This window comes from Nocardioides sp. PD653-B2 (assembly GCF_002117935.1).
Lineage (GTDB): Bacteria > Actinomycetota > Actinomycetes > Propionibacteriales > Nocardioidaceae > Nocardioides.
Genome location: NZ_BDJE01000010.1, coordinates 62,254 through 77,258, shown reverse-complemented (window position 1 = coordinate 77,258; position 15,005 = coordinate 62,254). Strand labels below are relative to the sequence as shown.

Below are 15,005 nucleotides of genomic sequence, written 5' to 3'. Positions count from 1 at the left end.
GGTGCCGCCGGGGGGCGGCGACGACTAGCGTCAGGCTCTTGTGAGCCGGATCCTCGAGACAGTCGCGCCGCGCCGTTTCGGCACCGGCTTCCGCTGGCTGCTCGCGTCGTCCTGGGTCTCCAACCTCGGCGACGGGATCTCGCTCGCCGCCGGCCCGCTGCTGGTCGCCTCGCAGACCCACGACCCGTTCTTCGTGGCGCTCGCCGCGCTCCTGCAGTGGCTGCCGCCGCTGGTGTTCGGGCTGTACGCCGGCGCGCTCGCCGACCGGCTGAACCGCAAGGCGATCGTGGTGACCGTCGACCTGCTGCGCGCCCTGGTCCTGGTGCTGCTGACGGTCTCGATCGCGACCGACGTGGTGTCGATCGCGCTGGTGCTGCTCGCGATGTTCCTGCTGGGGACGGCCGAGGTGTTCGCCGACAACACCTCCAGCACGCTGCTGCCGATGCTGGTCCACCGCGACGACCTGGCCGTCGCCAACTCCCGCCTCACGACCGGCTTCATCACCGTCAACCAGCTCGCCGGGCCGCCCATCGGCGCCGCGCTCTTCGCGGCCGGCCACGCCATGCCGTTCGTGACCCAGGCGGTGGTCGTCGCGATGGGAGCGGTGCTCGCCTCGCGGATCGTGCTCCCGCCGCACGGACGCGGCCACGGCGAGCGCACCTACCTCCGCCACGACATCGCCGAGGCGTTCCGGTGGGTGCTCCACCACGCCGCCGTACGCACGCTGGTGCTGACGATCTTCGTCTTCAACATCACCTTCGGCGCGGCGTGGTCGATCCTCGTCCTCTACGCCACCCAGCGGCTGGGCATGGGCCCGCTCGGCTTCGGCCTGCTGACCACGGTCTCGGCCGTCGGCGGGCTGGTCGGCACCCTGTCGTACGGCTGGATCACCCGCCGGATCAGCCTGGGCGACATCATGCGGATCGGGCTGGTCTTCGAGACGATCACGCACCTCGCGCTCGCGCTCACCACGACGCCGTGGGTGGCGATGTGCATCTTCTTCGTCTTCGGCGCGCACGCGTTCATCTGGGGGACGACCTCGATCACGGTCCGCCAGCGGGCGGTGCCGACCGAGCTGCAGGGCCGCGTCGGCAGCGTGAACCTGGTCGGCGTCTTCGGTGGCCTGGTCGTCGGCTCCGGCATCGGCGGCCTGCTGGCCCAGCACTGGGGTGTGACCGCGCCCTTCTGGTTCGCGTTCGTCGGCTCGGCGATCTTCGTGGTGCTCATCTGGGGGCAGCTCTCCCACATCGCGCACGCCGACGACGCCGCCCCGGCGTCGGCGTAGCGGGGGATTGTCAGACAAAAAAGGTTTGCGGTTTGGTCCCAAACCGCAAGTCTCGGCGCCGAAAACGTGCGGTTTGGGACCAAACCGCGGGGTCGGACCTGCCGGGCCCGGGTCCGGGTCGGCCCCCGGGCGCGCGTCGAGACCCGCCTCCGGGGTTCCCCGCAACGGGGGCGCTCCCCGGTAATGTGAGCCGCGCTGAGCCTCCCCCCACGGCCGGCTGCGATGATGCAGCCTTCGTGTCAGTGATCCCGACCCGACCGCTGGGAGCCCCGCGTTGTACCTGAAGAGCCTGACCCTGAAGGGGTTCAAGTCCTTCGCCTCGTCGACCACGCTCCAGCTCGAGCCCGGCATCACGTGCATCGTCGGGCCGAACGGCTCCGGCAAGTCGAACGTCGTCGACGCGCTCGCCTGGGTGATGGGCGAGGCCAGCGCCAAGTCGCTGCGCGGCGGCAAGATGGACGACGTCATCTTCGCCGGCACGTCCGGGCGTCCGCCGCTCGGCCGCGCCGAGGTGCTGCTGACCATCGACAACTCCGACGGCGCGCTGCCGATCGAGTACGCCGAGGTCACGATCAGCCGGACCATGTTCCGCAGCGGCGGCTCCGAGTACGCCATCAACGGCAGCTCGTGTCGCCTGCTCGACGTCCAGGAGCTGCTCTCCGACTCCGGCATCGGCCGCGAGATGCACGTGATCGTCGGCCAGGGCCAGCTCGACACGATCCTGCACGCGACCCCCGAGGACCGGCGCGGCTTCATCGAGGAGGCCGCCGGCGTCCTCAAGCACCGCAAGCGCAAGGAGAAGGCGCTCCGCAAGCTCGACTCGACCGAGGGCAACCTGACCCGGCTCAACGATCTGCTCACCGAGATCCGCCGCCAGCTCAAGCCGCTCGGCCGCCAGGCCGAGGTCGCCCGCAGGGCCCAGAGCGTGCAGGCCGACGTGCGCGACGCCCGGGCCCGGCTGCTCGCCGCCGACCTGGTCGCCGCCCGCACGGCCCTCCAGCAGGAGATGGCCGACGAGTCGATCCTGGTCGAGCGCCGCGAGCAGGTGGAGGCCCAGACCAAGACCGCCCGCGAGCAGGAGGCCGCACTCGAGGCGGCCCTGCGCGAGGACCTCCCCGCCCTGTCGGCGGCCCAGGAGACCTGGTTCGCCCTGTCCGGGCTGCGCGAGCGGCTCCGCGGCACCCAGTCGCTGGCCGCCGAGCGGGTCCGCAACGCCGCCGGCACGGCCGACGTCGAGGAGGCGCGCTCCGGCCGCGACCCCGAGCAGCTCGAGGCCGAGGCGGAGCAGGTCCGCGTGCAGGAGCAGCAGATCGCCGCCGAGGTCGACGGCCACCGGGTCGCGCTCGAGCAGGCGGTGACCGCGCGCCGTACCTCCGAGGAGGCCGCGGCCGAGGAGGAGCGCCGGATCACCGCACTGCAGCGCGCCGCTGCCGACCGTCGCGAGGGCCTGGCCCGCCTGCACGGCCAGGTCAACGCGCTCAAGTCCCGGGCCGCCGCCGCCGACGACGAGGTCGGCCGGCTCGGCCTGGCCCGCGAGGAGGCCGTCGCCCGCGCCGACCGCGCCCAGCGCGACTTCACCTCGCTCGAGACGAAGGTCGCCGGGCTCGACGCCGGCGAGGAGGGCCTCGACGCCGAGCACGAGGCCGCCGTCGGCGCCCTCGACGACATCGAGGAGCGGCTGGCCAAGGCCCGTGACGAGGCCACCCAGGCCGACCGCGACCGCTCGTCGCTCGCGGCCCGCAAGGACGCCCTCGAGATGGGCCTCAACCGCAAGGACGGGGCGGGCGCCCTGCTCGCCGCCTCCGACTCCGTCTCCGGCCTGATGGGCTCCGTGGCAGCGCTGCTCGCCGTCCGCAGCGGCTACGAGACCGCCGTCGCAGGTGCCCTCGGCTCGGCCGCCGACGCCGTGGCGGTCACCGATGCCGACGCCGCCGTGCGCGCGATCGGCCATCTCAAGGGCGACGACCTCGGCCGCGCCGGCCTGCTGCTGGGCGGCGGCGCGGTGACCGCTCGCGACTGGCCCGGACTGCCGAGCCACGCGACGTACGCCGTCGACGTCATCGAGTGCCCCGACACCCTGCGCCCGGCGCTCGACCGGCTGCTGTTCAAGGTGGCCGTGGTCGACGACCTCGACGCCGCGCGTGCTCTCGTGGCCGACCTCGCCGACGTCACCGCGGTGACCCGCGAGGGTGACGTGCTCGGAGCCCACTTCGCGTCCGGCGGGTCGTCGGCGCAGCCGAGCCTCATCGAGGTCCAGGCCGCGGTCGACGAGGCCACCGAGCAGCTCGCCGAGGCCGTCGCGTCCTCCGAACGCCTCGGCTTCGACATGTCCCGGCTGGAGAGCGAGCGGCTGGAGGCGCAGAAGCGCGTCGACGTCGCGCTCGCCAAGCTGCACGAGTCCGACGCCACGCTGGCCGCGGTCGCCGAGGAGCTCGGGCAGTACGGCTCCCAGGCCCGCGCCGCCCGCGGCGAGGCCGACCGCCTCACCCAGGCCATCGAGAAGGCCGAGGCCGCCCGCGCCGAGGCCGTCGCCGGGCTGGCCGACCTCGAGGCGCGCCTCGCGTCGGCCGAGGACGCGCCCGACGAGGAGCCCGACACCTCCGTCCGCGAGCGGCTGGTCGAGGAGGCCCGCGCCGCCCGCCAGGCCGAGATGGACTCCCGCCTGGCGCTGCGCACCTCCGAGGAGCGCGCCCGGGCCCTGCACGGCCGCGCGGACTCCCTGGTCCGCGCCGCCCGAGCGGAGCGCGAGGCCCGTGCCCGTGCCGCCGAGCGCCGCGAGCGGCTGATCCGCGAGGGTCGCGCCGCGGAGGCCGTGGGCGCCGCCGTCGGCTACGTGCTCGCCCGCCTCGAGGTGTCCATCCACCTCGCCGCCGAGGCCCGTACGGCGGTCGAGCGCGCCCGCAGCGGCCGCGAGCGCGACCTGCTCGACGTCCGCGCCGCACTGCGCGACCTGGGCCGCGAGCACGACGAGCTGGTCAACTCCGTCCACCGCGACGAGATGGCCCGCACCCAGCAGCGGATGCGCATCGACCAGCTCGAGGAGCGCGCCCTCGACGAGCTCGGCCTCGACGCCGACGCCCTGGTCGCCGACTACGGCCCCGACCAGCCCGTACCGATTCAGCAGAGTCCCGCCACGGACGAGGACGAGGAGGGCAACCTGCCCGAGACGGTCCTGGTGCCGTTCGTCCGCGAGGAGCAGCAGAAGCGGCTGCGCACCGCCGAGCGGCAGCTGGCCATGCTCGGCCGGGTCAACCCGCTGGCGCTCGAGGAGTTCTCGGCGATGGAGGAGCGGCACAAGTTCCTCACCGAGCAGCTCGAGGACCTCAAGAGGACCCGCAAGGACCTCCTCGACATCGTCCGCGAGGTCGACCAGCGCGTCGAGCAGGTCTTCACCGAGGCCTTCGCCGACGTGAGCACGGCGTTCGACTCGACGTTCACCCGGCTCTTCCCCGGCGGCGAGGGCAAGCTGGTGCTGACCCAGCCCGACGACATGCTCAACACCGGCATCGAGGTCGAGGCGCGCCCCGCGGGCAAGAAGGTCAAACGGCTCTCGCTGCTCTCCGGTGGTGAGCGCTCGCTGGTCGCGGTCTGCTTCCTGGTGGCGCTCTTCAAGGCCCGCCCGTCGCCGTTCTACATCCTCGACGAGGTCGAGGCGGCGCTCGACGACACCAACCTGGGCCGCCTGCTGGAGATCTACGAGGAGCTCCGCGAGAACTCCCAGCTGCTCGTCATCACCCACCAGAAACGGACCATGGAGGTGGGCGACGCGCTCTACGGCGTGACCATGCGCGGCGACGGCGTCTCGGCCGTCATCAGCCAACGGCTCCGTGAGGCGGAGCCCGCGTGACCGACCGCCCGACCCGGGCCGACTACGTCGCGTGGCGGACCGTCACCACGCGCTGGCGCGACGACGACGCGTACGGACACCTCAACAACGCGACCTACTACGAGCTCTTCGACACCGCCGTCAACGCCCACCTCTACCAGGAGACAGGCGTCGACGTGCGCTCGTTGCCGCAGATCGGCGTGGTCGCCGAGACGTCCTGCCGCTACTTCCGTGAGCTCGGCTTCCCCGAGCCGATCGAGACCGGGATGGTCGTCGACAAGGTCGGCACGTCCAGCGTCGTCTACCGGATCGGCCTCTTCCAGGGCGACGTCGAGGAGGCGGCCGCGGAGGGCCGGTTCGTGCACGTGTACGTCGACAACACCGACCCCGCCCGCCCGGTGACGCCGATGCCGGACGTCATCCGCGCCGCGGTCGAGCCGCTCCTGCGCGCCTGACCGGCACTCCCGGGCGGGTGTGGCACGGTTGAGGGGCGGGTACACCCACCCCATCACCGCTCCTCGGGAGGACCTCTGTGCTCGTCGTCATCATCGTGATGATCCTCATCCTCGCGCTGGCCGGCCTGGTGGTCGCGTACGTCGCCTACCCCCACCGCGGCGAGGAGCTGCCGGCCGCCCCCTGGCTCGGTGACGCGATGTCCCGCGCGGCCGAGGCGGCGCCGACGCTCGAGGTCGTGTACGCCGACGACGACGCGGAGCAGCGTCACTAGGAGGAGGCACTGGCGGGAGGCCCCGTGCGTCCCTCTGGTTGGATTGCGGCATGGGTGACTGGCTCTATCTGATCATCGGCATCGCGGTTCTCGCGGTGCTGTCCGGCGTCGGACTGGTGACCGCCCGCGTGCGCGGTCGTGGACCCGCTCCGGTCGAACCCCCCGCGACCACGGGCACGGACGTGCTCGTCGCGCCGCCGGTCGAGCCGACCGAGCCCGAGATCCTCGAGCCGCCGGTCGAGACGGCCCCGGCGCTCGAGAGGCCCGAGGGCACGGCCTCGCGCCTGGTCCGGCTGCGTCAGCGCCTCGCCGGGTCGCAGGGCGGCCTCGGCCGCGGCCTGCTGGCCCTCCTCTCGCGCGACCGCCTCGACGAGGACACCTGGGAGTCGATCGAGGACACCCTGCTCACCGCGGACGTCGGCGTCGCGCCGACCCAGGAGCTGGTCGAGAAGCTGCGCACCCGGCTGCGCGTGGAGGGCTCCGAGGACGCCCGCACGGTGCTGCGCGAGGAGCTGCTCGCACTGGTCGACCCCGACATGGACCGCCGCCTGCAGGTCAGCGGCGCCGACGGCAAGCCCGGCGTCGTCCTGGTCGTCGGCGTCAACGGCGCCGGCAAGACCACCACCGTCGGCAAGATCGCCCGGATCCTGGTCGCCGAGGAGCGCAGCGTCGTGCTCGGTGCCGCCGACACCTTCCGTGCGGCCGCCGTCGAGCAGCTCGCCACCTGGGGTGAGCGGGTGGGCGTCGAGGTCGTCCGCGGCCCGGAGGGCACCGACCCGGCCAGCGTGGCCTTCGAGGCGGTCAAGGAAGGCGTGGACCGCGGCATCGACACGGTCATCGTCGACACCGCCGGCCGCCTCCAGAACAAGGCCGGGCTGATGGACGAGCTCGGCAAGGTGAAGCGGGTGATCGAGAAGCAGGCGCCCGTCACCGAGGTGCTGCTGGTCCTCGACGCCACGACCGGGCAGAACGGCCTGATCCAGGCACGGGTCTTCAGCGAGATCGTCAACGTCACCGGCATCGTGCTCACCAAGCTCGACGGTTCGGCGAAGGGCGGCATCGTCGTCCAGGTCCAGCGTGAGCTCGGCGTCCCGGTCAAGCTGGTCGGGCTCGGCGAGGGCGCCGACGACCTGGCGCCCTTCGACGCCGGTGCGTTCGTCGATGCCCTGCTCGGCTGACGCTCGGCCCGTAACACGGAAGTAACACCGGGCCGGAACTCGTTTCCTCCCTGCAACATCGCGCGGCGTACGTCGAAACCTCCGCCCCAGAGTGTGTCTGCCAATGGGGCGGATCCCAAGGGTCGACAGTGCGGTCGGCGCCGACTCCCGCCCTCCGAGACGTGATTCCTGGAGGTTCTGTGGACGGCTATTACGCCTGGATGTTGGTGGCCACGTTGTTGGTCCTGATGATGACGGTGCCCGCGCTGGCGCTGTTCTACGGCGGCATGACGCGCTCCAAGTCCGTGCTGAACATGATGATGATGTCGTTCGTCTCGATGGGCATCGTCGGGATCATCTACGTGCTGTGGGGCTGGTCGATGTCCTTCGGCCCTGACGACGGCACCTTCTTCGCCAGCCCCTCCACGCTGTTCGCGCTCAAGGACGTCGCGACCAGTGACTACATCTACGTGATGTTCCAGCTGACCTTCGCGGTCATCACCGCGGCGCTCATCTCGGGTGCGATCGCCGACCGCGTGAAGTTCTCCGCCTGGGTGGTCTTCCTGCCCCTGTGGGTGACGCTGTCCTACTTCCCCCTGGCCCACATGGTCTTCAGCTGCAGCGACTCGGCGCTGATCTGCACGAAGATCGGCGCCCAGGACTACGCGGGCGGCACGGCGGTCCACATCAACGCCGGTGTCGCCGGCCTGGTGCTCGCCCTGATCATCGGCAAGCGCGTCGGCTGGCCCAAGGACCCGATGCGTCCGCACAACCTGACCCTCACCATGGTCGGTGCGGGCCTGCTGTGGGTCGGCTGGTACGGCTTCAACGTCGGCTCGATCGTCTTCGGTGACGACTGGTCGACCCAGGACGGCGCCGCCGCCAACATGGAGCAGTTCCTCAGCGAGACCGGCCGTACCTTCGCCAACACCACCCTCGCCACCATGGCGGCCATGCTCGCGTGGCTGCTCGTCGAGCGGTTCCTGCACGGCAAGGCAACCTCGCTCGGTGCCGCCTCCGGCATCGTCGCGGGCCTGGTCGCCATCACGCCGGCCTGTGGGGCGGTCAACATCACCGGGGCCATCGCCATCGGCGTCGTCGCCGGCGCCGTGTGCGCCTGGGCCGTGGGCCTGAAGTACAAGGTCGGACTCGACGACTCGCTCGACGTCGTCGGCGTGCACCTCGTCGGCGGCATCGTCGGCACCGTGCTCATCGGCCTCTTTTCCACCGCGGAGGGCGCGGGCGGGGTCGACGGCCTGTTCTACGGCGGCGGTTTCGGCTCGCTGGGCGACCAGTCGCTCGGTGCCCTGGTCGCCATCGTCTGGTCCGGGATCGCCACCGCGATCATCGGCTTCGCCATCAAGTTCACCCTCGGCTGGCGGATCAGCGAGGAGGACGAGGTCAACGGCATCGACCTCGCCCAGCACGGGGAGTCGGCCTACGACCTGCACAGTGGCGTCGGCGGTGCCTCCACCGGTGTGCTGGCCGGCGCGACGGCCACGGAAGGAGCGCACGCATGAAGCTCGTGACCGCGGTGATCAAGCCGCACAAGTGGGAGGACGTCCGCGAGGCCCTCGAGACCTTCGGCGTGACGGGCATGACCGTCAGCGAGGTCAGCGGCTACGGCCGCCAGAAGGGTCACACGGAGGTCTACCGGGGCGCCGAGTACGACATCGCCCTGGTGCCGAAGATCCGGATCGAGATCGTCGTCGGCGACGACGACGCGGACGACGTGGTCGGCATCGTGGTGAAGACCGCGCAGACCGGTCGGATCGGCGACGGCAAGGTCTGGGTCAGCCCGGTCGACACCGTCGTCCGGGTCCGTACCGGCGACCGGGACTCCGCAGCACTGTGACACCCCGCGGCCCGGCTCCCGACCCCGGGGGCCGGGCCGCGCTGTGTCCTCACCTGTTCCTCACCCCGGTCCGTCCCGCCCCATCTCACCCCCGGTCCGGCATGATCGGTCCACCATCCGCACGTCCCCCCTCGTCGAGGAGTCGCCATGAAGCTCGTGACCGCGGTCATCAAGCCGCACAAGTGGGAGGACGTCCGCGTCGCTCTCGAGACCGCCGGGGTCAACGGCATGACGGTCAGCGAGGTCAGCGGGTACGGCCGCCAGAAGGGCCACAAGGAGGTCTACCGGGGCGCGGAGTACGACGTGACGCTGGTGCCGAAGCTGCGCCTCGAGATCCTCGTCGCGGACGGTGACGTCGACGCCCTGGTCGACGCGATCCTCGCCACCGCCGCCACCGGTCAGATCGGCGACGGCAAGATCTGGGTCTCCCCGGTGGAGTCCGTGGTGCGGGTGCGCACCGGCGACCGTGACGAGGGCGCGCTCTGATCACCCCACCGCGGGACCCCGGATGAGTGCCGGCGACCGCGCTCAGCGGGCCGTCGAGGCCGACGCGCTGTGCGCGAAGGCCTACGAGCAGAGCGGCGGCCCCGACACCGGCGCGGCGCTCGTCGCCGTGGGCGGCTACGGCCGCTCGGAGCTCGCGCCGTACTCCGACCTCGACGTGGTGCTGGTCTCCGACGACGGCGTCGACGTGCGAGCGGTCGCCGAGCACGTCTGGTACCCGCTCTGGGACTCCGGTGCGCGGCTCGACCACTCCGTGCGGACCATGCCGGAGATGGTGTCCGCCGCCGACGCCGACCTGAAGGTCGCGCTCGGCCTGCTCGACGTCCGCCACCTCGCGGGCGACCCGAACCTCACGCTCCGGCTGCGCACGACGATGCTCGCGCACTGGCGACGCGGCTCCCGGGAGCGGCTGCCCGAGCTCCAGGCGATGGTCCGCGCCCGGCACGAGCTGATCGGCGAGCTCGCCCACCTCTCGGTGCCCGACATCAAGGAGGCCGAGGGCGGCCTCCGCGACGCGACCGTGCTGAAGGCGCTGGTCGCCACCTGGCTCGTGGACGTGCCGCACGTCGACCTCGAACGGACCCGGCTGGCGCTGCTCGACGTCCGCGACGTCGTGCAGGAGATCGCCGGCCGGCCCAGCGACCGGATCGCGCCCGAGATGTGGAGCGACATCGCCCACCGGCTCGGCCTGCCCGAGGCCCGCGCCGCCCAGATCCACGTCCGCGAGCTCGGCCGGCGGCTCACCCATCTCTCCCACCTGACCTGGCGGCGGGTGGACGGCGTGCTGACCCGGCCGGCGTCGTCCCGCGAGGCGCGCCGCCCCTCGCTCACCCCGCTCGCCCCGGGCGTCGCCCTCTCCGGGGGTGAGGTCGTGCTCGACACCCGCGCCCGGCCGGCGGACGACCCCGTCCTGCTGCTGCGTGCCGCGGCCGCCGCCGCCGAGGCGGACGCCGTGCTCGCCCCGCCCACCGCGGCCCGGCTGGCCCGCGAGTGCGCCCCGCTCCCGTCGCCGTGGCCCCTCGAGGCCCGCCAGCTCCTGGTCCGGCTGCTCGCCTCCGGCCGCGGCCTGCTCGCGGTGTGGGAGACGCTCGAGGAGACCGGCGCGCTCAACCTCGTCCTGCCCGAGTGGGAGCGGATCCGGCTGCTCCCGCACGCGTCCGCGATCCACCGGTTCACCGTCGACCGGCACGTCGTCGAGACCTGCGTCGAGGCCTCCGCCCTGATCCGGGACGTCGCCCGCCCCGACGTGCTCATGGTCGCCGCGCTGCTCCACGACATCGGCAAGGGCAGCCTGACCGAGCACAGCGTGGCCGGCGAGCCGATCGCCCGCGCCGCCGCGGAGCGGATGGGCTTCGATCCGGAGGCGGTCGACCTGATCGCCCGCCTGGTGCGCTGGCACCTCCTGCTCGCGGAGACCGCGACCACCCGGGACCCCGACGACCCGGCGACCGTCGACCTGCTGGCCTCGAAGGTCGCGTCGCCCGAGGCGCTGAGCCTCCTGCTCGCCCTGACCGAGGCGGACGCCCGGGCCGCCTCGCCCCAGGCCTGGTCGGCGTGGCGGGCCGGCCTGATCCGCGACCTCGCCCGACGCGCCCGGGCTGCGCTCGACTCCGGGGTGGCGTTGCCCGCGATCGTCACCGACGACGTCGAAATCCCGCGCGACGTGCGCCGCGGGTCGGCCTCGATCGCGGTCGAGTCGGTCGGCGACGGCGCCCGGGTCACCGTGATCGCGCCGGACCGGGTCGGGCTGCTCGCCGACTTCGCCGCGATGTTCGCGCTCCAGCGGATCCCCGTGCGCGCCGCCCGCGCGTGGGCACAGGACCAGTACGGCGTGTCCGTGTGGGAGGTGGGGGAGCAGGACCTCGATCCCGCCGTGCTGCGCCAACGCTACGAGGCCGTGGTCGACGGCCGCGTCGACGCGGCTCATCGGCTGCGCCCGACCGGAGGGGCAGGCGGCCTGGACCCGGCGGTCGTCGTACGCCCCGAGGCCTCCGACCAGGCCACGGTGATGGAGGTGCGGGCCGCCGACCGGCCCGGGGTCGTCTATCTCGTCTGCTCCGCGCTCGCCCAGCTGGACGTGGCGGTGCGCTCGGCCCACGTCGACACGCTCGGCCCCCAGGCGGTGGACGTGTTCTACCTGCAGGAGTCGTCGGCCGGCGCGCTGACGGACCAGCGGGCCGCCGAGGCGGCGCACGCCGTACGGGAAGCGCTCACCGCGGGGCCGTGAACCCGTGCGGGTTTCACCGGTCGACCGGTGAAACCCGCACGACACGCCGCGGCGCCTCGGCGTGTCGTGCGGGTTTTGGCCGCCGAGTGGCTGCGGGGGCACCCGGGGCGTCGGGCCCGGAGCACGATGCGACCCCGCTCGGGGGTGCCGACTAGGCTGGACCCGCCAGCCATGCCGTCAAGCCCGTAGGAATGCACCTTGTTCGCCACACTCTCCGACCGGCTCGCCGACACCTTCAAAAACCTCCGGGGGAAGGGTCGGCTCTCCGAGGCCGACATCGACGCCACCGCGCGCGAGATCCGGATCGCCCTCCTCGAGGCCGACGTCGCGCTGCCCGTGGTCAAGGAGTTCGTCGGCGCGGTCAAGGAGCGGGCCCGCGGCGAGGAGGTCAGCGGTGCGCTGAACCCGGCACAGCAGATCGTCAAGATCGTCAACGAGGAGCTCGTCACGATCCTCGGCGGCGAGACCCGCCGGCTGCGCTACGCCAAGACCGGCCCGACCGTGATCATGCTCGCCGGCCTCCAGGGTGCCGGCAAGACGACCCTGGCCGCGAAGCTCGCGCTCTGGCTCAAGGAGCAGGGCAAGAGCCCACTGCTCGTCGCCGCCGACCTCCAGCGGCCCAACGCCGTCAACCAGCTCCAGGTCAACGGCGAGCGGGTCGGCGTGCCCGTCTTCGCCCCCGAGCCCGGCAACGGCGTCGGAGATCCGGTCGGGGTCGCCCGGGCGTCGATCGAGGAGGCGAAGCGCACCCTGCACGACGTCGTCATCGTCGACACCGCCGGCCGGCTCGGCGTCGACTCCGAGCTGATGAAGCAGGCCTCCGACATCCGCGACGCCGTGCAGCCCGACGAGGTGCTGTTCGTGGTCGACGCGATGATCGGCCAGGACGCCGTCGTCACGGCCCAGGCGTTCCTCGACGGCGTCGGCTACGACGGCGTCGTCCTCACCAAGCTCGACGGCGACGCCCGGGGTGGCGCCGCGCTGTCGATCGCCTCGATCACCGGCAAGCCGGTCATGTTCGCCTCCAACGGCGAGAAGATGACCGACTTCGACCTCTTCCACCCCGACCGCATGGCGTCGCGCATCCTCGACATGGGTGACGTGATGACCCTGATCGAGCAGGCCGAGAAGGCCTTCGACTCCGAGCAGGCCGCCAAGGCCGCGGCCAAGCTGTCCGGCCAGGGCGGCGAGTTCACCCTCGACGACTTCCTCGAGCAGATGCAGCAGGTCCGCAAGCTCGGCTCGATGTCGAAGATCATGGGGATGCTGCCCGGGATGGGGCAGTTCCGCGACCAGCTCGAGAACTTCGACGAGCGCGAGATCGACCGGATCCAGGCCGTCATCCAGTCCATGACCCCCGCCGAGCGGGCCAACCCGAAGCTGATCGACGGCTCCCGCCGGGCCCGCATCGCCAAGGGCTCCGGCCGTCAGGTCTCCGACGTCAACCAGCTCGTCGACCGGTTCTTCGAGGCCCGCAAGATGATGATGTCGTTGGCCCAGGGCGGCGGGATCCCCGGCATGCCCGGGATGCCCGGCATGGGGGGCGGCAAGCGGTCGAAGGCCAAGCAGGCGCCCAAGAAGGGCAAGGGCGGCAAGCGCGTGTCCGGCAACCCGGCCAAGGCGGCCCAGCAGGCCGCCGCGGACAAGGAGAAGGCCGCCGCGGCGCAGGCGAACCCGTTCGGCAAGCCGACCGAGGACATCGACTACGAGAAGGCCGCCGCCGCGCTGGACCTCCCGAAGGACTTCTCCAAGTTCCTCAAATGACCACGGTCCTGGTGGTCGACGCGGCCAACGTCGTGGGCAGCCGCCCCGACGGCTGGTGGAAGGACCGCCCCGGCGCGGCCCGTCGGCTGCACGAGCAGCTGCTCGTCGCCGACGTGCCCCAGCAGCAGGTCGTCTTCGTCCTCGAGGGTGCGGCGAAGGGCGGGGTACGGGCCGGTCGCGATGCCCACGTCCGCACCGTGCACGCGCCGAAGGCCGGCGACGACACGATCGTGGCCGAGACCAAGGCGGCCGCCGAGCGCGGCGACCGGGTCAGCGTCGTCACCGCGGACCGGATCCTGATGGGCCGTGTCGAGCGCTACGGCGCGACCGTGATGACCCCGTCCTGGCTGCTCGACCAGCTCTAGCGGAGCTCGCAGCTCCGGCGCACCTCGGTGCGGCAGGTGTCCGTCCCGGTCCGACCGTTGGCGACGTCGCGCCCCGGGCCGCCGATCATCAGGTCGTCGGCGGCGTGGCCGAGCAGCCGGTCCGGACCGCGACCGCCGCGCATCGTGGAGACCGGGAGGTCGCCGTCCGGGCAGGAGGTGGACCAGCCCTGGAGCAGGTCCGCGCCCGCCCGGCCGACCAGGGTGACCTGGCAGCCGGAGCGCACGTCGAGCAGGTTGGCAGCCCGGTCCCCGCGCAGCGTCGTGTGGCGGAAGCCGACCACGGACAGGTCCTCGATCGCGTCGACGGACAGGAGGTGCGAGTCGGCCCCGTGCGGATCGATGCGCACCAGCCCTGACCCGAGGTCGGCGGTGAGGTCGGAGCCGGGACTCCCCACGGAGGCGGGTTCGGCCTCGGAGACGGAGAGCAGGTCCCGGCCGCGACCACCGTCGACGCTGCCGACCGCTCGCGAGTTCACCTCGACGGTGTCCGAGCCGCCACCGGCGCGGACGTCGAGCTCCAGGGCGTCGACGTACGAGCCGCGGAACCGCTCCGCCCGGTCGCTGCCGCGGAGGATCACCTGCTCGACGTCGCTGGACTCGGTGGAGAACGAGCTGAACCCGGCCCAGGTCACCAGCGGCGTGCCGTCCAGCTCCGCGCGTTCGAGGCCGTTGTCCACGCGGAGCGTCCCGGCCGGCCCTCCGAAGGAGAACGAGAGGTAGCCGGACCCCCGGCTCCGCAGGTGGGCGGCGCCGCCGGGCGTGCCGTGGAAGAAGACCGTGCCGGGCCCGGCGCCCAGGTCGACGGCGTCGTCGTTCGGGAGCCCGTCGACGCCGGACTCCACCGAGTCGCGGCCGCGGCCGGTCTCGATCACGTCGCGCGCGGAGTCACCCGGCGCGTCCCCGGCCGAGACCTGGTCGTTCGCCGAACCGCCGAGGAACCGGTCCGCCCCGGTGCCGAGCTCCGCGTGGAGCAGCTCGGTCGTGTCGGTCGCGGCGGTGGTGTCGACCACGTCGTCTCCCGGCCCGGCGTCGATGTCGAGGAGGAAGTCGGCGTCGACCGCACAGACGACGTCGTCGCCACCCAGCGCCCGGACCGACGAGGCGGGGCCGGTGACGATCACGTCGTCGCCCTCGGTCCCGACGAGGTCGCCGCCGTCGTGGCCGACGATCGTGGCCGGCCGTCCCTGGCAGGTGGGCGGGGCCGACACCGCCTCGACGGGGGCGGCCACGAGCAGCGGGGCGGCGAGGACCAGCCACAGCAGGCGCTTCATCCG

The 15,005-nt window shown here is 72.7% G+C and carries 12 protein-coding genes; 11 read left to right on the top strand and 1 reads right to left on the bottom strand.

The genetic code is table 11. From position 1 onward, the window contains the following. The first annotated feature begins 40 nt into the window (after positions 1-40). From PD653B2_RS04625 to PD653B2_RS04575, 11 genes are all read left to right on the top strand, one after another. Positions 41-1,285: an MFS transporter gene (locus PD653B2_RS04625; RefSeq protein WP_085871161.1), complete on the top strand. Its 1,245-nt coding sequence runs from the start codon at positions 41-43 to the stop codon at positions 1,283-1,285. A gap of 274 nt (positions 1,286-1,559) precedes the next feature. Further along, on the top strand, positions 1,560-5,132 hold the full coding sequence (gene smc, locus PD653B2_RS04620) for a chromosome segregation protein SMC (RefSeq protein ID WP_085871160.1): 3,573 nt from the start codon (positions 1,560-1,562) through the stop codon (positions 5,130-5,132). Beyond that, positions 5,129-5,566 carry an acyl-CoA thioesterase gene (locus PD653B2_RS04615; RefSeq protein ID WP_085871159.1) on the top strand — a complete coding sequence of 146 codons (438 nt, stop codon included), beginning with the start codon at positions 5,129-5,131 and terminating at the stop codon, positions 5,564-5,566. Before smc ends, PD653B2_RS04615 begins: the two co-directional genes overlap by 4 nt. Positions 5,567-5,643: 77 nt before the next feature. Then, on the top strand, positions 5,644-5,838 hold the full coding sequence (locus PD653B2_RS04610; RefSeq protein WP_085871158.1) for a hypothetical protein: 195 nt from the start codon (positions 5,644-5,646) through the stop codon (positions 5,836-5,838). 50 nt (positions 5,839-5,888) lie between these two features. Next, the gene (ftsY, locus tag PD653B2_RS04605; protein WP_085871157.1) at positions 5,889-7,016 is read left to right on the top strand and encodes a signal recognition particle-docking protein FtsY; all 1,128 of its coding nucleotides are present in this window, start codon (positions 5,889-5,891) and stop codon (positions 7,014-7,016) included. Between the two features lie 200 nt (positions 7,017-7,216). Continuing rightward, positions 7,217-8,515, top strand: coding sequence for an ammonium transporter (locus PD653B2_RS04600; RefSeq protein WP_085871214.1), 1,299 nt, complete (start codon positions 7,217-7,219; stop codon positions 8,513-8,515). Next, positions 8,512-8,850, top strand: a complete 339-nt coding sequence (locus PD653B2_RS04595; protein ID WP_085871156.1) for a P-II family nitrogen regulator — start codon at positions 8,512-8,514, stop codon at positions 8,848-8,850. The genes PD653B2_RS04600 and PD653B2_RS04595 overlap by 4 nt, the downstream gene beginning before the upstream one ends. A 147-nt stretch (positions 8,851-8,997) precedes the next feature. Next, a complete protein-coding gene (locus PD653B2_RS04590) occupies positions 8,998-9,336 on the top strand; it encodes a P-II family nitrogen regulator (protein ID WP_085871155.1) in 339 nt (112 codons plus the stop codon). Positions 9,337-9,358: 22 nt separating this feature from the next. Then, positions 9,359-11,581: a [protein-PII] uridylyltransferase gene (locus tag PD653B2_RS04585; RefSeq protein ID WP_085871154.1), complete on the top strand. Its 2,223-nt coding sequence runs from the start codon at positions 9,359-9,361 to the stop codon at positions 11,579-11,581. 198 nt (positions 11,582-11,779) lie between these two features. Beyond that, positions 11,780-13,345: a signal recognition particle protein gene (gene ffh, locus PD653B2_RS04580; RefSeq protein WP_085871153.1), complete on the top strand. Its 1,566-nt coding sequence runs from the start codon at positions 11,780-11,782 to the stop codon at positions 13,343-13,345. Further along, the gene (locus PD653B2_RS04575; protein ID WP_085871152.1) at positions 13,342-13,710 is read left to right on the top strand and encodes a hypothetical protein; all 369 of its coding nucleotides are present in this window, start codon (positions 13,342-13,344) and stop codon (positions 13,708-13,710) included. Before ffh ends, PD653B2_RS04575 begins: the two co-directional genes overlap by 4 nt. On the opposite strand, the gene PD653B2_RS04570 is transcribed toward PD653B2_RS04575, so the two are convergent. Continuing rightward, a complete protein-coding gene (locus PD653B2_RS04570; RefSeq protein ID WP_085871151.1) occupies positions 13,707-15,002 on the bottom strand; it encodes a hypothetical protein in 1,296 nt (431 codons plus the stop codon). The two genes, PD653B2_RS04575 and PD653B2_RS04570, sit on opposite strands and share 4 nt — an antisense overlap. Positions 15,003-15,005 lie beyond the last annotated feature (3 nt).